Source organism: Enterococcus sp. AMC1086 (assembly GCF_058216575.1).
In genome coordinates this window covers 3,354,409-3,374,123 of the sequence record NZ_CM177100.1, presented here as the reverse complement: position 1 = coordinate 3,374,123, position 19,715 = coordinate 3,354,409, and the positions used below count along the sequence as shown (strand labels likewise).

The window sequence follows — 19,715 nt, the reverse complement described above, 5'->3', positions numbered from 1 at the left end:
ATGGTGACCTCCTTAATTTAAAAGCGGAACAAGCCATTTAGCTCTAACAGAAAAATAGAAAATTATGACTAAGATGCTTTTTATCTTATTCATAATTTTTCTTTTTTCCAAAGAGCTAGCTTGTACAGCCAGATAGAATAAAAGCGTAGTGGGCTTGTTTAGCCCAGAAAGCTAGATAATATACGATAATAACGTTCTTCATTTCATCTTGTACTTTGAAACACTAGCACATTTCTTTGCTGTGCTTCAAGTAGATACTTAGTGGACTCGTTCAGTTTTACTAGGAAAATGATCGTTGTAGCAATTTTTGTCACAAATATAGTATAACTTTTTCTATATAAAAACCTGAACAAATATAAATAGATAAGCAAATAGAATTTTAGCATTTTTTTAGAACTTTTTCCACAGGCAAATTGTGAATTGTGGAAAAAAGATACACATAGGGTTATAAACTTATCCACATACAAAGATAAAACAGTGGATTTCTTTTTGTTATTTTATTTATCCACAAGATCTTCTGTAAAACAAACGCTGTCAATCATGGATTTCCAAAGAGTTATACACAAGCTGAAAACGAAATGTGCATAACTTTTTAACATCCTGTTTTTTTGTGTAAAAGTGTGGAAGAAACTAAAAATAAAATACGGCAACAGAAAAAGCTATCCACAACTTATTCACGAATATTTCCTTTTTGTGGATAACTTATTTACATAAGAAGAAAAATTTATTCCAGAAAATTTATTGACAAATCGACCCAATACTAGTTATACTATCAAAGTATGTCTATGTATTGATGGATAGTTACAATTTCAGGAGGTGGAACAAGAGATGAAAAGAACGTATCAACCAAACAAACGCAAACGTCAAAAAGTTCACGGTTTCCGTAAACGCATGAGCACAAAAAATGGTCGCAACGTATTAGCGAGCAGACGTCGTAAAGGCAGAAAAGTTATTTCAGCATAATCTATGTTGACTTTAAATAACGAATCAAGTTTAAACTAAGAACCCTTTATTATCTTCACAATGTATGTGTGGAAATAATAAAGGGTTCTTTTGTTGTGAATCACCAAACGCTTAACAAAAAAATAGCAGCAATGAAAATCGCAATATATAAGAGACTAAAAAACGATCAGGTTATAAATTACGTCCATTGTATTTCAACTTCACCAATTTCTAAAAGCTAACTAACCTCCAAAAAATCTTTCAATCCTATAAAATAAAGTGAAAAAAAACTAAAAAAATGATAAGATATTAAATTAGAGTCATTATCACCAAAATCTCTGGAGATTTTCCATCAAATTTGGAAAAAAAGGGCTGAAATATGCTATTATTGTAGAGTGAGTAAAAAATGAAAGAAACAAAGGGATGCAGATGAAGAAATCCTATAGAGTAAAAAAAGAAAAAGAATTCCAAGCAGTGTTTCAGCATAAACAATCCTGTGCCAACCGAAGATTTGTTGTTTATGTACTTGAAAAACCAGAACAAAAACATTTCCGAGTCGGAATTTCTGTAGGGAAAAAAATTGGAAATGCGGTCGTTAGAAATGCTGTTAAGCGTAAAATCCGTACGTCGATCTACCAATTAAAAGAATCAATCGATCCAACTTGTGATTTTATTATCATCGCAAGACCTGGTGTCGACAAGTTGACATCAGAAGAAATTCACAGCAACCTGACGCATGTTTTAAAACTTGCAAAAATTTTGAAATAAGAGAGGAACAGTTTTGTGAAGAAGTATAAACGCCTATTATTGATGGCAGGTCTAGTAACACTTGTTTTTGTGTTGTCTGCCTGTGGAACAGCCCCGATTAACGAGAGCAGTACAGGAATTTGGGACCGCTATATTGTCTATTATTTCGCGGAAGCGATCAAATTCTTATCCATTTCAGCAAATACTGGTATTGGGATCATCCTATTTACTTTAGTGATTCGAATCATTTTATTACCTTTGATGCATTTTCAAACGAAAAGCATGCGTAAGACGCAAGAATTGCAACCTAAACTAAAAGCATTACAAAAACAATATTCATCAAAAGATCCAGAAACACAACGTTTGTTCCGTGAAGAACAACAAAAATTATATGCTGAAAATAATGTAAATCCGTATGCCGGATGTTTACCATTATTGATTCAAATGCCAATCATGATGGCACTATATCAGTCGATTTCCCGTGTACCAGAATTAAAACAGGGAAGCTTTATGTGGTTGAACTTAGGCAAACCCGATCCATATCTGATTTTACCGATTTTAGCGGCGATCTTTACATTTGCCAGCACTTATTTAACGAGTATGAGTCAAATAGAATCGAATGCGTCATTGAAAATCATGAACTTCGCAATGCCAGTTATGATCTTTGTAATGGGGATGAACTTAGCCAGCGGATTATCACTTTACTGGGTAGTCTCGAATGCTTTCCAAGTAGGGCAAACGCTCTTACTCAATAATCCATTTAAAATCCGCAGAGAGCGTGCAGAAGCAGAACAACAAGTGAAAGAACGCGAACGAGCATTAAAGAAAGCAATGAATCCTAAGAAAAAAAATAAGAAAAAATAAAAGGAGGTTTTCCAGATGCCGGTATATGAGGGAAACACAATTGAAGACGCAACAACTAAAGGCTTAGACGCACTGAATTTGTCAAAAGAAGAAGTGGAGATCAGCGTGATTACAGATGCTAAGAAAGGTTTCTTGGGTTTTGGTAAAAAACTTGCTCAAGTATCGATCGAACCTACTGTCAGTGAACAAATCACAGAAGCAGTTGCTGAGACAGTCGAAGAGATCATTGTGACAGATGAGGAAGTAAAAGTAGAAACAGCAGTTGAAGAACTGCTAGCTGCTAAAACGTCAGATTCTGATCCCTCTAAACCAAAAGTCTTGGAAAATCTAGAAGATGAAGAAACAATCGCTGAATTGGATACGTATTTAACAAGCATTTCAAAAGAATTGAATGCGCCAGCTTCAGTCCGATTAGAACGTAAAGATGGTTTGTTGGTTTTTCATTTAGATACGGACAAACAAGGCATTTTGATTGGGAAACACGGAAAAGTTTTAAATGCATTGCAATACTTAGCGCAAGTGTTCGTTCATCGAGTTGCACTGAACAAATTATCTGTTGTGGTAAATGTTGGTGATTATCGTGAAAAACGTCAAGCAATCTTGCAACGTTTAGCAGAAAGAACAGCAGAAAAAGTCAAACAAACTGGCCGACCTGTTTTTCTAGAACCAATGCCAGCATTTGAGCGAAAACAAATTCATTTTACCTTGAGTAAAGATGATCATATCAAAACGCATTCTGAAGGCGATGAACCTTATCGCTATTTGGTTGTTGAACCTGTGAAAAAGTACTAGCAGACAATAAAAGACCCTTTAAAAAGTAATTTTTTTAAAGGGTCTTTTATTGTTTAAATTGAACAATTACGTGAAAAAAATGCATTGACAAATACAGTTAAACAAAGTATATTTTAAACGAAATCATTCTTATCAACGTATAAAATACGATGATAAAGTAGTTGGAGCATTCGTGCTTCTTCCAGCCTGGTTCTTTTCGAATCAGGTTTTTTTATTCATTTAACCTATCGTTGTTTGAGTAAACTGGACCACGGTGCCATAAGCAAAGATTTCCACGACCCATTTCCCTTGATATTCCACATATTTCTCTTCAAAATGACAATTGATCACAGCATCTGCTTCATATTCAAATGCAATCAATTTAAGTTGACGGTAAACGCCGCTGAAAACATCATTTGGATTGACTTCTGGTGAAAATAAGTCTGTTTCAATTCGATCAGTCGCAAAAATAATATCCCGAACGATATATTTTTTATTCACATTTCCTGTAGACAATGTGATTCCGCTTAAACGATTTTCTAATTCTTGTTCGTTAAATTCAGCTTTTTTTGTTCGTCTCATTGTAGAAACCTCCTCGCCTTATTAAGTTTATTTTAAAGATAAACAAGAAGAAATGCAACGTTAAAGAACGTTTCCAGCAAATAAATAATGTTGCGAAAAAAAAGAAAATATGCTATTCTATGTCATGAAATTAATAGGAATTGATGCAGTGAAAGTGCTAGATCCAACCTGAAAAAACAGGGGTGGAGTGGGCGCTTTTTTTGTAGCCAAAAATAGATGTATACATAGGTTAAAAAATACAAGAGTGGTTTAACGTAGTCATTATTACGAGAAAAACGACTCAATCTATCAATGAAAGGAAGTCTGTCAAAAATGCAACAAATAACGTTAGAATTTGATACGATCGCGGCAATTTCAACGCCTCCTGGAGAGGGTGCAATCAGCATCGTCCGTTTAAGTGGGGATGAAGCAATCGCTATCGCAGATAAAGTATATCATTCTGGTAGTAAACAATTAATGGATGTTCCTACTCACACGATCCATTATGGACATATCCTTGATCCTAAAGATGATAGTTTACTAGATGAAGTGATGGTTTCCGTTATGCGGTCACCGAAAACATTTACCAGAGAAGATGTTGTTGAAATCAATTGTCACGGTGGAATCGTTGTTGTAAATCAGTTATTACAGCTGCTGTTAAGAGAAGGCGCACGTTTAGCTGAACCTGGAGAATTTACCAAGAGAGCTTTTTTAAATGGGCGCATGGACTTATCCCAAGCAGAAGCTGTGATGGATTTGATTCGAGCAAAAACGGATCGAGCAATGCATGTAGCGTTAGACCAACTTGATGGAAATCTCTCTTCACTGATTCGTTCATTAAGACAAGAAATTTTAGAAACGTTAGCTCAAGTTGAAGTTAATATCGATTATCCGGAATACGATGATGTCGAAGAATTAACGACGAGATTGTTACTTGAAAAAGCTGGATTTGTTAAAGCTCAGATCGAAAGCTTACTGACAACGGCAAAGCAAGGAAAAATTTTGCGAGAAGGCTTAAGTACAGCGATTATCGGGCGTCCAAATGTTGGAAAATCAAGTTTATTGAACCATTTACTACGTGAAGAAAAAGCGATTGTGACAGATATCGCAGGAACGACACGTGATGTGATTGAAGAATATGTCAATGTCCGAGGTGTACCACTAAAATTGATCGATACAGCTGGTATCAGAGAAACAGAAGATATCGTTGAACGTATTGGCGTTGAACGTAGCCGTAAAGCATTAGCTGAATCCGATTTGATTTTGCTAGTTCTAAATCAAAATGAGCCGCTAACAGAAGAAGACCGCCAATTAGTAGTAGCGACAGACGGATTAAAACGTGTAATCCTACTGAATAAAATGGACTTGCCTTCTCAAATAGATCGGGAAGAATTAAAACAGCTAGTTAAAGAGGAAGAAATTTTACCAGTATCGGTCTTATCTAATACAGGAATGGAACAATTAGAATTAAAAATCGCAGACTTATTTTTCGGTGGACAAACAGGGGAAAAAGACGCGACATACGTATCTAATACCCGCCATATTGCCTTACTAGATCAATCTACGATAGCGCTGGATGAAGTGATTCGAGGAATCGAAGCCGGTATGCCAGTCGATCTCGTTCAAATGGATATGACCCGTTGTTGGGACTTTTTAGGTGAAATCGTCGGGGACAGTGTCCAAGACGAACTGATCACCCAATTATTCAGCCAATTTTGTTTAGGAAAATAGAGAGGAAGAGTCGATGAATCAATTTAAAGCAGAATCATATGATGTAATCGTAGTTGGAGCAGGACATGCTGGTTCAGAAGCAGCCTTAGCGTCCGCTCGTATGGGCAGTAAAACACTGCTTTTGACAATTAATTTAGATATGGTCGCATTTATGCCATGTAATCCATCTGTCGGAGGTCCAGCCAAAGGAGTTGTGGTCCGAGAAATCGATGCATTAGGTGGAGAAATGGGTCATAATATAGACAAAACATACATCCAAATGCGGATGCTGAACACAGGAAAAGGACCGGCCGTTCGCGCCTTGCGCGCCCAAGCGGACAAACACGCCTACGCTACGGAAATGAAACACACGATCGAACGCACGGATCATTTATCTTTACGTCAAGGGATCGTTGAACGTCTAATCGTAGAAGAGGGTATCTGCCGAGGTGTCGTGACAACAACGGGTGCGAAATACCAAAGTAAAGCCGTGATTATTACAGCTGGAACAGCACTTCGTGGTGAAATCATCATTGGCGAACTAAAATATTCTTCAGGACCTAATAATTCATTACCATCTATTGGTTTAGCGAATCATTTAAAAGAACTAGGACTTGAAATAGATCGCTTCAAAACAGGTACACCACCTCGCGTGAAATCTAGCACGATCGATTATTCTGTTACAGAGGAACAACCAGGTGACGAACAACCCAATCACTTTAGTTTCAGTACACCAGATGATGCGTATAATTTAGAACAACGTTCTTGCTGGCTGACCTATACGAATGAAGGAACCCATGAAATCATTCAAGACAATCTACATCGTGCACCGATGTTTACAGGAATCGTAGAAGGCGTTGGCGCTCGTTATTGCCCTTCCATCGAAGATAAAATTGTTCGATTCTCAGATAAACCTCGCCATCAATTATTTTTGGAGCCGGAAGGATTAAACACAGAAGAGGTTTACGTTCAAGGACTTTCGACGTCATTACCAGAAGATGTTCAAACGGATATCCTACATTCCATTGCTGGTTTGGAGAAAGCTGAGATGATGCGTACAGGTTATGCGATTGAGTATGATGTGGTCGTGCCGCACCAATTGCGTCCAACATTAGAAACAAAAGTGATTGATGGCTTATTTACAGCCGGACAAACAAATGGTACTAGCGGCTATGAAGAAGCAGCAGGCCAAGGTCTGATCGCTGGAATCAATGCAGCATTAAAAGTTCAAGGAAAAGAGCCTTTTGTGATGAAACGCAGCGATGGTTATATCGGTGTTATGATCGATGACTTAGTCACTAAAGGTACGAATGAACCGTATCGTTTACTGACGTCAAGAGCGGAATACCGCTTGATTTTGCGTCATGATAATGCTGATTTACGTTTAACTGAACAAGGACATGAAATTGGATTAGTCAAAGAAGACCAATATAAGGCATATCTTGAAAAGAAAAAAGCAGTCGAAGCAGAAATTGCTCGTTTAAGTTCAGTTAGAGTCAAGCCTACAGCGGACGTACAAGCGTTTTTAGACGCGAAAGGATCTGTTCCACTGAAAGATGGCGTCTTAGCGAGTGACTTCTTAAAACGTCCAGAAATGACCTATCATGAAGTGACACAATTTATCCCCGCATCTGAGGTAGAATTAGACGATAAAGTCATCGAACAAGTGGAGATTCAAATCAAGTACGAAGGCTACATCAAAAAAGCGTTGGAAAAAGTTGATAAACTAAAACGAATGGAAGCTAAACGGATTCCAGAAAATATCGACTATGAAGCAATCAACGGTCTAGCAACAGAAGCAAAGCAAAAATTACAAAAAATTCAACCAGAAACGATTGCCCAAGCAAGCCGAATCAGTGGTGTTAATCCAGCAGATCTATCGATTTTGATGGTTTATATTGAACAAGGGAAGATAGCAAAAGTGAAGACAGAAAAGGCTTGATACTAAGCCTTTTTTTTCATGTGAAACATTTAGAACTCATTGAATGCTATATTGAATGCCATTTGTTTAAAAAGCCATATATTTTGAGAAATTAGCAACAGTCTCAGTTTGTTTAGTAGGTGTGACTTTAACATAAATATCAGTTGTTGTTTTTGTAGATTTATGACCTAAAATTTGTGCCACATCTTTTATACTTGCTCCACTCTCAAATAGTAAAGATGCATTTGTTTTTCTAAAATCATGTACTTTTATTATTTTCATATCTGGAAAGTGTTTCTGTACTTTTGCCATTACATGATTGGGGTAAGATTTTCCAAGATATTGTTTTTCTCTATAAAGTACCGATTGGCTAAAGACTACATTGTCTTCAAAATTATCATTTCTAATGCCCAGAGAGAGTTTACGTTGGAGGATGTTGTTTTTCCATTCTTTTAAGATAGATGCTGTACGATCGTCTATTCTAATTGTTCGATTAGATGAATCAGTCTTTGTAGACTGCACAAGTAGTTTGCCGCTCTGTAACTCCACAAGCGTTTTATCAATAGAGATTACTTGATTTTTGAAATCAATGTCTTTCCATTGTAAAGCCATAGCTTCACCTTTTCTTAAGCCTAAGAATGCTAATACTCTAAAGAAAGTAAAAGTTCGTTTGTCTTCTAACCTTTCTAGGCAGTCAAAAAATTTTTTTAATTCGTCTTTTGTGTAAAAGCTCTCGGCTTCATTTTTGTGGATCTTCAATCTTGATTTAGGTGTAACAGTTCTTATCATAGGATTATCCTTAACAACACCAATAAGTATGCCATATTTGAATACCATGTTTACATAGGTTCGTAATTGCTTGTAAGTAGCAAGTTGCGAAGCCTATTTGTTTAATACTCTTTGGCAATATAATGGTTCAATAGAATTTATTGAAAGTTCACCAAATTTAGGAAGTATGTGATTATCAAAATGTATTCTAATTCGTTGTTGGGTGGTAGCTTTAATGTCTAATGAATGTTGATGAAACCAAATTTCGTAAAGCTGCTTAAATGTTTTAATATTAGTAGAAGAATCATTATACTTTTTTGTTTCAAATTCATTGAGAATTTTATTGAGAACTTTTTTAGCCTCTTTTTTCGTTTTGAAGTCTCTTCTAGTAGTCTTTAGGGACTTTCTAGTCGTTGGATCAATACCTAAATAAGCTTGAAACATCCAACGTACAGAGCCATCCTTTTTTTTATATTGTTTAATAGTTGCCATATCTCTGTATCCCTTCTCTAGTTTAGTTTGACGTAGATGGTAATGATTCACTAGAGAGAAAACTATAACTATAGTAACTATGTTTTAAACATTAATCAATCTTTGTTATAGCTTCACATCTCTAAATCTACCTTGTTTATGAATTGTTTTTTTTATTCTATATTGTTAAGCATAAAACGTTCTAATTCTTTTTTCTGATAATAGACACTGCCATCTTCTATCGGTTTGCATCTTTTTAAACCGTGTTGTTCATACTTATGCAATGTATTGATACTTATTCCATCATAATAATTTTCGACATTTTTTTGTTTAATAAATTCTGGTAAATTATTAGCTTGAATTTCGGCTCTTCGTAGCATGTCCATATGCACTTGTTTAATGTAATTAAACAGTTTTTGTTCAAATTCTGAACTAAACATAGTTTTGTTCCTCCTTTTGTATGTTATAGTAATAATTTTTTTAAATTTTTTCGAACCAAATTTGTAAAAATATGATAACATGGAGAAAACGGTTGCAATACAAAAAATCATAAAAGAAAGCATTCTTTTTGCATTTAGGTAGTTTAAACCTTGTAACAAAGGTGTTTTAGCTTGAAAAAATTTTTTATTTTGACGGTATATGTTTGTGAAATGAATATTCATAAGTGTTGTATACCATTCATTTTGAGTGTTTTTATTTTTTTAACCAGATTTTGTAATTAGAAGTTATATTTTATTTGTATATACTTTCCTTTCTGTTGTTATGAGATCAGATTAATCACATTGTCTACCGAGTTCTTAGTGGGAACCATTCTAAAACTATTAGAAATTGTTTACTGGTCTGTTCTCATTTTCAAAGTATTTTTCCAACACAGGCAACACTTCTTACCATGATTGCGATTGTTCCCATACATCATAAAGCGCATAAATATCTTGGTGACTAATTTCTTTAATTGGTTGCTTATTTTCTATTTGAATTATTTTTTCACTCCTTCAATTTTTTGATATACGAAAAAACGGTATCAGTGGTTGTTTCCTCACTAATACCGTTTCAATAACTTTTACATTTTCTAGTTGAAATGATTGTACACTTAAGAAACGGTCAAAAAAACTAGAAAAGTTCTTTGAATTTTTGTACAATAAATACAGCTAGCTTTCTGTTAGCTATTGGCAACTTGATTAGTGAGCTTGGACTTACTATTCAAGGCTCTATTTTCTCGATTCCCGTCGAGTAGTAGAGTGCCTTTTTTATTTATTAATCCTTTAAATATGATTTAACTATACTTTTTGATGCTGGAATTAAATCATCTTCAATATCAACATGCTTACCATTAATACCAGTGTATAAGCATTCATCACAAAATTTAATAATTTGACTTGTTTTACTAGCTGTTATGGTTAAACGCAAGTTACTATCATGACAACTGGGGCATTCCTCATCTGTCATATATGCACTTAAATCCCAAATAAGCGAAGCAACTTGATTAGATAGTTCTTCTTTATTTAAACCTTTGTTAATTTGATTCATATAGAATGGTATTGCAATCTCAAAATTGTCATCCGAGTGTCCTAAAATTAAATTTTTTGAATCCAATTTTTTAATTGCATCTAAATATTCTAAAGAAGTATATTTTAAAAAGATTGAATCATATTTATTAACATAGCTTATCAATTCATCAAAAAAAGTATCTAGATTATTAATAGAAAAATTGTTATAAATTCTTAAAATTTCTTCTTCCATATATCCTCCTATGGTTTTGGTATAGGATAAGTTGTAATTATATTACCTGCTTTATCCGTTATAATTTTTATCCATGTAGTAGGTTCTCCACCTAAGCTAGGTTTAACTGTTCCAACATTTCTTCCTACATCTACTATCCTTTCAAATCCCCCAGACTCTATTTGTTTCACAGGTGTATTTATAACAGGTTTTGACTGTAGAATATTCTTCAAATCTGTTTCAGGAATAGTAAACTGTCCAGCATTTTTTGATGGGTTAAAATGCCTATCTCTAACATGTTTCATTCCAGCATTTTTTGATGGACTAAATCTCGTTGGATTTTCTGCTACATTAATTCTTGACTGAACAACTCCCACATTCGGTTTCGGAACATCAGACCCACTGGCTTTCTTATTAGTATTTCTAGGTTTAACATTTTGCGTTTTCCCTACATTAACTACGCCTTTGACCATCACACCGATTGTAATCATGCTATTCGCTAACAAGGAAGCTTTTCCAAGCATTTCCGCTTGAGTTAATTTCTTCCCTGTCACGCTATCAATCCCAGTAGCTAATCCTTTTATCAGGGTCGCATTTTGCTCATAGAATAATTCATCTACACCTTTTTGGCGATCGCCTTGAATGAAACTTAAGCCGTATTTATCAATCATTCGACTAAGCCATTTATTATAGGCTAAGGTTACATCAATATCTGCGGCTGTGGCGGAAGTCTTTCCTTTTTTCACCTACATCCACATTTTACCATACCCTAAATCAATTAATCTGTATTCTCGATCACTTACATCCGGTTTTTTGTCCTCATTTAGATTTTTTTCAATTGTTCCCAAATATCATAAAGTGTGTAAATATCTTGGTGACTAATTTCTTTGATTGGTTGATTGTTTTCTGTTTAAATCATTTTTTTCACTCCTTTAATTTTTTGATACACAAAAAACGGTATCAGTGATTGTTTCCTCACTAATACCGTTTCAATAGTCTACAATTAGCTGATTATACTTCAAATAAACATTCGAAAAGACTAGAAAAGTCTCTTGAATTTTTGTACAATAAATACAGCTAGCTTCTGTTAGCTATTGGCAACTTGATTAGTGAGTGTCCACTTACTATCAAGGCTTTACTATCCGACGCCAATCAGATAGTAAAGTGCCCTTTTTATTTTTATGTCGCTAGAAATCTGATGGTTCTGTATATTCAATATAATCTCCTGATAAGCCTTCTGGAAACTGTTCTTCTGGATATTCTCTTTCTAAAAGCTCATTAAAATTCTTTATCGTTTCACTCAACGCTTCCTGCTGAGTTTTACCAAAACCAACAGCAGATTCTGGATAATTATCATCAGATCTCAATTTTATATTAATATCTGTATAACCAGAGAAAGTACCTGAATTATCTTCATAAATTTTCACTTTCATTTTACCATATGGAAGAATTCCTACCATCCATATATTATATTCACCAACACATCGCTCGATTTTTGAAACATTTTTTAAAGATAAATTTTTCCACATAACTTTATTCTCCTTTTATTGTTTTCCAAATGATATTATTTTTCCTGTCGGCTTATGAATATCAATGTATTTCCCATTTTTGTAATATCTTACTACATTAGGTGTAGGATAATCTATTTTTTTTGTTCGTGCGCCTTTTAGTTTACGACTAAAATCTTCCGCTTTATTCAAATATTGCTCAAGAGAGTTAGCTTTAACTTCTGCTCCATGCTTCTCAAAATGCTTTGTCAAAGAGGCTTCCGAATCAGCAAAAGTCCCCTTATGCCATTTATTTAGAGCATCATCACATATGTTATGAACTAATATACTCAAATTAGAAACAAAATAAGTATGAGCATTCTCTACTTCAAAATTATATACCTTAACAGGTTTATTTAAGCTTATAATGTGAATGCCAGTGATTGACAAAGTGTTTCCAAAACGATCAATCAAATCATCATTACATGTTAATTCTTTAGCTTTTATCCAGCCTTTATTTGGCAAATAAAACGGATGCTCTTCCGTTGTTTCAATCATTTCATTGTCAACCGTAATTCTAACAAGTTTGCTAGTTTCACTAACAAATATTTGAACAACTTTTTCATAAGTCTGAACATGAGAATTTTCATGGTTTGCCAAAACTTTTTCACCTATTTGAATAGATTCAATTGGTTTGTGCCCATGTTCTGTTAAAATAAGCGTTCCAGAAACAAAACACTTAGCTCCACTGGCTTTCTTGTTAGTATTTCTAGGTTTAACATTTTGCGTTTTCCCTACATTAACTACGCCTTTGACCATCACACCGATCGTAATCATGCTATTCGCTAACAAGGAAGCTTTTCCAAGCATTTCCGCTTGAGTCAGTTTCTTCCCTGTTACACTATCAATCCCCGTAGCTAATTCTTTTATCAGGGTCGCATTTTGCTCATAGAATAATTCATCCACACCTTTTTGGCGATCGCCTTGAATGAAACTTAAGCCATATTTATCAATCATTCGACTAAGCCATTTATTATAGGCAAGAGTTACATCAATATCTGCGGCTGTAGCGGAAGTCTTTCCTTTTTTCACCCACAGCCACATTTTACCATACCCTAAATCAATTAATCTGTATTCTCGATCGCCTACATCTGGCTGTCTATCCTCATTGAGATCCTTTTCTTTTAATTGATTAAACCAACTCTTATCTGTTCCTTTTGGCAGTTGATACGTCCCGTCACGATTAACAACTGTATTATTCAGTACCATAACACCCTGCATGGCAATCTTCATATCATTTAAGCTATTGGCAAAAAGACCATTAGTCTGTGAAGAAAACTGATGTAGTTTTTCTACCTTCTTTTGTAATTCTCGGATATCATCCTCGAACGTATTCGACATACGATTTAGATTGTTTTGAACATTTAGTAAAGCATCTAAGATTTTCGCAACAGGATTACTTCTTGACAATGCCTTAGCTGCTGCGGCAGAAGCATCAACGGACGCTTTCATTGCTTTTTTAGTGGTAATTTGTTGGTTCAGTTTATCTTCATCTAACATTCCTTCACTTGATATGTTCTGATCAGCGCTCGTGTATGTTTGTAGCTCTTGCTCAATACGATCCATCGCGGATGTTACTTTACTAATAGTCGGTAAAACTAAGTCACTAAAGAGACCTTTTCCTGCGGTATAAGCAGCACCAGAGAGTGTTTTGCCATCTACTGCAGCAATCACTTTTTGACTGCCTGCTTTTAGTTGTTGAGAAGCCTCTTTCCCACTTTGGAGATTCTTTTTTAATGCACTGATTAATTGTGCTGAGTCCGAGCTAGAATAAATTAATCCCAAGGAATTTCACCTCTTTTTCTATAGAGCTCTTCGGTTTCATCATCGAGAATTTTTCTTTGTTTCGTATAACTTTCAGAGAGTTCTTCCACAGCTTCGCTTAATTGACGTTTAAACAAGTGCTCTTGTTCTTCGTTTTTTCTTTGTAATCGCAGGCTTTCTGGGTTTTCACGAAACGCTTCATCATTTAGCATGCTAAGTGTGCGATACCCTCTCTGTAAATCATCTTGCAACTGTTGCAAACTGTCTTCTATTTTTCGTTGGTCATTTTTTAAGTCATCAACGCTGTTTTCTTTCTCGATGATTAAACGATTATACGTTGCTCGTTCTTGTTCACTCTTATCCATGGTACAACTCCTTAAAACTTGATCTTACTATCTTCAATTGCCATAATTTCAGCTATCTTTGGAAATTTTTGACTCTGCTCTTTCACACAATCAATTAACTGCGATAAATCAGATAGTAATTGATTTGTCACTTCAGTTCCTTTTTTCATACTACTGATATTGCTTTTACCTAGAGAAACGTGAGTTCCTTTATTCACGGATACAGCTTTAATTCCTGTGGTTGCTCTAGTGGCAGCTCCAATATCTGAAGCAATATTCACCATGCGTTCCCTCCTTAATCTTGAGCGTAGTTCAAATTAATTTTACCATATAATCAAGATATCTGACATTCGTTGGGAAATTTTTTTACTTATTTCATTCATTTTTCTTAAGATAATTGATAATTTTACTCTGTTTGTAGATTATATTAGAATTATCAGTTTAATTGTTTATACTACAGTTCTTTATTAATCTCCTAAACTCACATTTGCTTGTATTAAATAGCTTCTAAATTTATTTTGATTGCTTTATATTAATCAACGCATTAATTTGTTGTGCTACCAAAAATAAAACAGCTAAAAGATATCATTTAATAGGTTCATCCTTTAGGTGTTCTTTTACTCAGCCGATGATACATTGCTACAAGCACTCATCTTTTAACACTTTCAACTTTCTAATCAACCTCAGCAATTCTTTGTACTCTTTGGTATTTAGGTGTTTTTTTTGAAATTGTTTGCTTTGCTCTACGAGAGTCTGAAACTTATCTATTAGCTTCTGAATGTTTTGTAATTTTTCAATACTTCTATATAATGAAATAATATTAATCGACTATATTAAACAAGGCAAGATAGCGAAAGTTAATAAAGAAAAGGCTTGATATCACTATTCTATTGTGATCGCTAAACAAATAAAAAGTAACTGATTACACAAAATCGTAAAATTAAAAAGACATGTATTTAGCAAAGTTTTTTAGCAGTCTCATTTTGTTTAGCTTAAGTGACTTTAATATAGATACCTGTCCTAATCTTTGTGAAATCTTTTTAATACCAGCACCACTTTAAAAAAGTAAAAAAAATTCGTTTTATGAAAATCATGAGCATTGATTATTTTCATATCTGGAAAATGCTTTTTTACTTTTTTCATTATTTTTATTGGAGTTTTAAGGGCGCTTTATCAACTAATATTGGTGAAGAAAATTCAAAGAATCAAGTCGATTATTATGATTCCTAGAGGAAATTTTCTCTAGGTTTTTTTGTGTACTTGAAAAAAATTTGTGGGTGATAAACAGACCTTAGAGGCGATAGAAGAGGCAAAAATTTTAATTTACTATTATAAAGATAGATAAGAATGATTTTCCTATAGGGATATTAAAAGGATGATTATTTGTAAATAGTTATCAGGGAAGTTTAGCAAAATGCTTAATTTCTCTTTTTTTTAAACATAGATAAAATAATCTTAAAATTGAAAAAAGAATTCCGAAAAAGGAAAAAACAGCCTGTTGCAATGGTGTGATTTTTAGTGGTTAAATATAATTAACAAAAAGTTTTTTTAAAAATGAATAGATTATCAAATGAAATAAAGGAGTAACTGTATGGCAATTGATAGTGGAACTAGTGTTGCTTGAATATTTTGAAGAAGAAAATAATGAATCTCTATGAAATTTAATAATAGACACTATTAGAAAAATTAAATGATAAATATTGTTAGATCAGTATTTTGAAAGCTAGTGAAAGTTAGAACAACGAAACAGAGGTGAAGAATTGAAAAAAAACTGGTGGATAGTAGGAATCGAGGAAAGGAGTTTTTAATAAATAGTACCAGAAAAAGCATTAAGATGGTTGAATCAAGAAGTTTATAAAGTTGATTCTGATTATAAAGAAAATGGAAATAAAATTAAATATACAGATAAAGAAGATAATCAATTGGTGAAGAATGAACGCAACATTGTAAGGAGTCCAGGAGAGGGAAAATTCAAAGTACTTTCAGTTAAAGATGGAGATTACGGATTTCAAGGCATGGCAGTAGCTCCCATAGTGAATGGTACTCCAGACTATGAGCAAGTCACAGTCGTTGCTGCTGGAACGTACCCTAGTGATAGTGAAGACTTTAAAACAGCTGTAAAAGCAATGTCTCCGAACGGTTCTCCTCAAGCAGATGTTGCTTTACAGTATGTAGGTGATCTTATTGACAATAATCCCACTTGGACGATTAATCAATTATCTGGCTATTCCCAATCAGTTTATATGTTAAAAGTTGGCGCTCACTTTAACATACCAACAACAGTTTGTAGCGGCTGATTTCAATATCGTTCCTTAACACCAGCGGAAGAAAAATTTATGAAAGAAAATCATCATTTATTTTTAAATTACCGTCAAAAAAATGATGATGTGACGAAATGGAACGATTTCAATTCTAAATGGGAAATAGTGATGATTTTGGAACGATTGTATGGGTAGATGGCAATAGTCACAAATTAACTAGTTGGGAATTTGATGAAAAGACAGGGAATTTAAAAATTCCGGATAATTTGGGCAATTCTGAAGGTGCCATGATACAAGCCAGTCATTTTCTGATGCATGGATTTTTAGCTCAATTGACGATGTTAGATCAACTAAAAGTCAAACTAAAAGCTAGTGGGGGCGGACTATCAAAGAATGAGAGAATTTATTTAGATGACCAACAGGCATTACTAGCAGTTAATACAGGCCGAGCTACTTATCAAAATGCGATGGCTAATGCCATAAAAGTGTATCAAAATGCTATTACAGAAGCAGAAACTATCTGGCAAGAAACATTAAGGGAAGCACGTTCTCAAATAGAAGTACTATCTGATAATGATATGAGAGACAGTTTAGCAACAGCAGGTGCTACTGAACAACGAATAGTAGGCGAACCAACAGAATTTTTTCAAAAAAAAATCAATAAGGCAAAAACGATGGATGAAAAATTTGAATCGTTAGCGAAAAGAATCAAAAGTAAAATCGACGAAATGGTTCAAACAGATCAACAATTAGCACAACAATTAAAGCCTTAAAAAGGAGCTAATAGATGAAAGAGGAACAGATTACAGCAGATTATCAGCTAAAACGCCGTATGTTAGAAGAGGATGAAGATATTCTAAAAAATACGCAACGAAAAGGAGAACAATTGATACCAGAAACGTTGTCAGATATTTCCCGAATTGTTCAACAATCAGCTGTAGATAGCGAACCTTTCAATCAGGCAAAACAGGCAATTATGCAAGTAGAAAATGACTATCACGAGGAGCTATCAAAGGCAAAAAAACAGCTATAAAAAGTGCTAAACAGGCATTATCTTCTTCCTCTCAAATAGTAGAGAAAGCTGTTAAAGGTCAGTTTGGAAAAAAAGTAACAGAAGTATTTGAAAAGCAACAACAAACTTTAGATAAAATCTAGAGGGAGTTGTTGCTTTTTTTAACAAAAAAAGACTTGCACATCCATTAAAGATGTAGCAAGTTTTCTAGTTGATGAGCTATTAAGGTGTCTCAAGCTCTTTTTTGACTACATTTTTTTAAAAAATTGATCTGTTTGAAAATATATGAAAATCAAAATTCCGACTATATCGAACAAGAAAAAATGGCGAAAATCAACTTTAGACTACTTATGTACCAATATTTACACGCTGTTCAATATAAAACCAACATCTTTCAAACCCATAATTCATTAATAAAATGACAAGAATATAGTCACATTGGGGAGAATAATGACAGTAAAACAAAAGTCTCAAGCGATAAATTTACCGTAAGATGAATACAGGTAAAAAAACGGACGTTCTTATGAACAATTGAAATAGACACACTGGTCAAAATAAAACGAAAGGATAAAACAATGTATAAAATCAAAACAATTGAAGAATTTTGGGAAGCAATAGATGAAATAAGAATCAAAAAAGAACTAAATTGGGCAGACTTAGTGAATGAAAAAGATAAATTAGCTGCAAGTAAAAAGTGGAATCCTACACTGAATCATATCCTTAAAATACAAAAGAAATTGGATGTAGAGCTTATTAGTACTTTGTCTTATCAACTGTTTGAATCAGAGATAGAAATCACTAAAGACCCTGAGACATCCAAGAAAATGAAGCTTATCTACAAATGGATCCAATCAGATGATTGGATGGAGAATGAAGAGATAGTTCAAAAAGTTCAACAAATAGCTGGGACAATTATGTGAGATAAATAATCTAATTGTGCGTGGATGATCTAAAAATTGTTAGAAGTATCTTCATTCTTGTAGTCTGGTACTTAATGGGAACATGGCTATAAATCAGGATACGTTTGTTTCATGTGAAACATTTAAAAATAGATGTAGAAATGCACGTTTGAAAGTGTATTGCTACATCTATTTTTTATGACGGAATAATTTTGGGAGACTTATAACAGAAAATAAAAAGGAATCGGAGAAATATAAAGCGTAAAATTTAGTCATAGATCGTTTATCAAAAAAGATAATAAGGAGTGGAACAAAATGGAGAAAATTGAAAAAATGATTCAATGGATGTCAGATAGACAAGGGAAAATTACGTATTCTATGAATGCTCGCTTAGGCCCAAATAGTTATGATTGTTCTAGCGCCGTATACTTTGCTCTAATTAATGGAAATTTTTTGCCAGTTGGAACAATGGGGAATACAGATACGCTTTTTTCACACCTTGAAAAATCAGGATGGACTCAGATAAAAGCAGATGCAGCAGGTCATTATCCTGCAAAAAAAGGAGATATTTTTATTTGGGGAAATCGTGGATCTTCTGGTGGTGCAGCAGGCCACACTGGAATTTTTATCGATGATCAAGATACAATCATCCATTGTAATTATGGATACAATGGGATTACGAAAAACGATCATGATACAATTTGGGCAATAAATGGGTATCCATCCGTAACAATTTACCGCTATGGGAAAAATGAAAATGATCCGTTAAAACCACAACCAATTACCCCAAAACCGAAACCAGTGCCACAAAAGACACAATCTGAATTAATTCCGATGTCAGGTATTTTTTATCCCGATAGGCAATTAGCAGTAAGTGGAGACACTGATCCAAATGATACAATCAGCCCAGCTCTTGACTACTATTTACCAAAAATGAGTATTCAGTATGATTACTACACACACAGTAATGGATATGTTTGGATCAGTTATAAAGATTTCGGAGGAAATCGACGTTTTGTTGCTGTAGGACCGGATGATGGCCGTACAGATACAACTTGGGGCAAAGGATTTTTTAATTAACAGATGTAACGTAAAATACGATAATAAATAAATGTAGAAATGAACTTTATTGAGAAGAACAAATGAATCGATTAATTCCGCTGAATATTATGAAAAACTAAAAGAAATTCAGATATTTACCAAACAATCGTAATAAATAAACCGAAATTTCAACACAAAAAAGTCACAAATTCGAGTTATTATATATTTATACCAAACAAACAACCCTAACAAAACACTTTTTCATTTTTTAACTCCTTTTCCCACTCTTCCCCAAAGAGTGGGTTCTTTGTTGTGAATCACTACGATTGGCTACGCCAGAGTAGATGATGAACAATACTTGGCGACCAGAGGG

21 protein-coding genes are annotated in these 19,715 nt (G+C 34.1%); 11 read left to right on the top strand and 10 right to left on the bottom strand.

Going from position 1 to position 19,715, the window contains the following annotated elements:
* Window positions 1-828 precede the first annotated feature (828 nt).
* From rpmH to jag, 4 genes are all read left to right on the top strand, one after another.
* Window positions 829-963: a 50S ribosomal protein L34 gene (rpmH, locus tag AC4BC4_RS15790; RefSeq protein WP_010762140.1), complete on the top strand. Its 135-nt coding sequence runs from the start codon at window positions 829-831 to the stop codon at window positions 961-963.
* A gap of 408 nt (window positions 964-1,371) precedes the next feature.
* Complete coding sequence (gene rnpA / locus AC4BC4_RS15785; protein WP_438757783.1) at window positions 1,372-1,710, top strand: ribonuclease P protein component; 339 nt, start codon at window positions 1,372-1,374, stop codon at window positions 1,708-1,710.
* Window positions 1,711-1,725: 15 nt separating this feature from the next.
* Complete coding sequence (locus AC4BC4_RS15780; RefSeq protein WP_438757784.1) at window positions 1,726-2,553, top strand: YidC/Oxa1 family membrane protein insertase; 828 nt, start codon at window positions 1,726-1,728, stop codon at window positions 2,551-2,553.
* 15 nt (window positions 2,554-2,568) lie between these two features.
* Window positions 2,569-3,345: an RNA-binding cell elongation regulator Jag/EloR gene (jag, locus tag AC4BC4_RS15775; RefSeq protein ID WP_490476338.1), complete on the top strand. Its 777-nt coding sequence runs from the start codon at window positions 2,569-2,571 to the stop codon at window positions 3,343-3,345.
* A 219-nt stretch (window positions 3,346-3,564) separates the two neighbouring features.
* Here jag and AC4BC4_RS15770 read toward each other — a convergent pair whose 3' ends face one another.
* Window positions 3,565-3,906 (bottom strand): hypothetical protein, encoded by a 342-nt coding sequence (locus AC4BC4_RS15770; RefSeq protein WP_490476337.1) that lies wholly within the window; start codon window positions 3,904-3,906, stop codon window positions 3,565-3,567.
* A gap of 312 nt (window positions 3,907-4,218) precedes the next feature.
* On the opposite strand from AC4BC4_RS15770, the gene mnmE reads away from it, so the two are divergent.
* Complete coding sequence (gene mnmE, locus AC4BC4_RS15765) at window positions 4,219-5,616, top strand: tRNA uridine-5-carboxymethylaminomethyl(34) synthesis GTPase MnmE (protein WP_490476336.1); 1,398 nt, start codon at window positions 4,219-4,221, stop codon at window positions 5,614-5,616.
* A gap of 13 nt (window positions 5,617-5,629) precedes the next feature.
* Window positions 5,630-7,537 carry a tRNA uridine-5-carboxymethylaminomethyl(34) synthesis enzyme MnmG gene (gene mnmG, locus AC4BC4_RS15760; RefSeq protein WP_490476335.1) on the top strand — a complete coding sequence of 636 codons (1,908 nt, stop codon included), beginning with the start codon at window positions 5,630-5,632 and terminating at the stop codon, window positions 7,535-7,537.
* Window positions 7,538-7,603: 66 nt separating this feature from the next.
* On the opposite strand, the gene AC4BC4_RS15755 is transcribed toward mnmG, so the two are convergent.
* The 9 genes from AC4BC4_RS15755 to AC4BC4_RS15715 all read right to left on the bottom strand — a co-directional run bounded on the left by AC4BC4_RS15755 (window position 7,604) and on the right by AC4BC4_RS15715 (window position 14,413).
* Complete coding sequence (locus AC4BC4_RS15755; RefSeq protein ID WP_490476334.1) at window positions 7,604-8,305, bottom strand: site-specific integrase; 702 nt, start codon at window positions 8,303-8,305, stop codon at window positions 7,604-7,606.
* A 93-nt stretch (window positions 8,306-8,398) separates the two neighbouring features.
* Complete coding sequence (locus AC4BC4_RS15750; RefSeq protein WP_490476333.1) at window positions 8,399-8,776, bottom strand: tyrosine-type recombinase/integrase; 378 nt, start codon at window positions 8,774-8,776, stop codon at window positions 8,399-8,401.
* A 152-nt stretch (window positions 8,777-8,928) separates the two neighbouring features.
* Window positions 8,929-9,195 (bottom strand): hypothetical protein, encoded by a 267-nt coding sequence (locus tag AC4BC4_RS15745; protein ID WP_490476332.1) that lies wholly within the window; start codon window positions 9,193-9,195, stop codon window positions 8,929-8,931.
* Between the two features lie 814 nt (window positions 9,196-10,009).
* Window positions 10,010-10,495 (bottom strand): hypothetical protein, encoded by a 486-nt coding sequence (locus AC4BC4_RS15740; RefSeq protein WP_490476331.1) that lies wholly within the window; start codon window positions 10,493-10,495, stop codon window positions 10,010-10,012.
* A gap of 8 nt (window positions 10,496-10,503) precedes the next feature.
* The gene (locus tag AC4BC4_RS15735) at window positions 10,504-11,220 is read right to left on the bottom strand and encodes a hypothetical protein (RefSeq protein WP_490476330.1); all 717 of its coding nucleotides are present in this window, start codon (window positions 11,218-11,220) and stop codon (window positions 10,504-10,506) included.
* A 441-nt stretch (window positions 11,221-11,661) separates the two neighbouring features.
* Window positions 11,662-12,003 (bottom strand): hypothetical protein, encoded by a 342-nt coding sequence (locus tag AC4BC4_RS15730; RefSeq protein WP_086314430.1) that lies wholly within the window; start codon window positions 12,001-12,003, stop codon window positions 11,662-11,664.
* Between the two features lie 15 nt (window positions 12,004-12,018).
* Window positions 12,019-13,806, bottom strand: a complete 1,788-nt coding sequence (locus tag AC4BC4_RS15725) for a polymorphic toxin-type HINT domain-containing protein (protein WP_490476329.1) — start codon at window positions 13,804-13,806, stop codon at window positions 12,019-12,021.
* Window positions 13,797-14,150: a hypothetical protein gene (locus AC4BC4_RS15720; protein WP_490476328.1), complete on the bottom strand. Its 354-nt coding sequence runs from the start codon at window positions 14,148-14,150 to the stop codon at window positions 13,797-13,799. The genes AC4BC4_RS15725 and AC4BC4_RS15720 overlap by 10 nt, the downstream gene beginning before the upstream one ends.
* Window positions 14,151-14,161: 11 nt before the next feature.
* The gene (locus tag AC4BC4_RS15715; protein WP_490476327.1) at window positions 14,162-14,413 is read right to left on the bottom strand and encodes a hypothetical protein; all 252 of its coding nucleotides are present in this window, start codon (window positions 14,411-14,413) and stop codon (window positions 14,162-14,164) included.
* A gap of 1,554 nt (window positions 14,414-15,967) precedes the next feature.
* On the opposite strand from AC4BC4_RS15715, the gene AC4BC4_RS15710 reads away from it, so the two are divergent.
* From AC4BC4_RS15710 to AC4BC4_RS15690, 5 genes are all read left to right on the top strand, one after another.
* Entirely contained in the window at window positions 15,968-16,426 is a 459-nt protein-coding gene (locus AC4BC4_RS15710; protein WP_490476326.1) for a hypothetical protein, read from the top strand.
* A gap of 119 nt (window positions 16,427-16,545) precedes the next feature.
* Window positions 16,546-17,163 (top strand): hypothetical protein, encoded by a 618-nt coding sequence (locus AC4BC4_RS15705; protein WP_490476325.1) that lies wholly within the window; start codon window positions 16,546-16,548, stop codon window positions 17,161-17,163.
* A gap of 14 nt (window positions 17,164-17,177) precedes the next feature.
* Complete coding sequence (locus tag AC4BC4_RS15700) at window positions 17,178-17,423, top strand: hypothetical protein (protein WP_490476324.1); 246 nt, start codon at window positions 17,178-17,180, stop codon at window positions 17,421-17,423.
* 554 nt (window positions 17,424-17,977) lie between these two features.
* The gene (locus AC4BC4_RS15695) at window positions 17,978-18,322 is read left to right on the top strand and encodes a hypothetical protein (protein WP_438757802.1); all 345 of its coding nucleotides are present in this window, start codon (window positions 17,978-17,980) and stop codon (window positions 18,320-18,322) included.
* A gap of 294 nt (window positions 18,323-18,616) precedes the next feature.
* Window positions 18,617-19,381: a peptidoglycan amidohydrolase family protein gene (locus AC4BC4_RS15690; RefSeq protein WP_490476323.1), complete on the top strand. Its 765-nt coding sequence runs from the start codon at window positions 18,617-18,619 to the stop codon at window positions 19,379-19,381.
* Window positions 19,382-19,715: the final 334 nt, after the last annotated feature.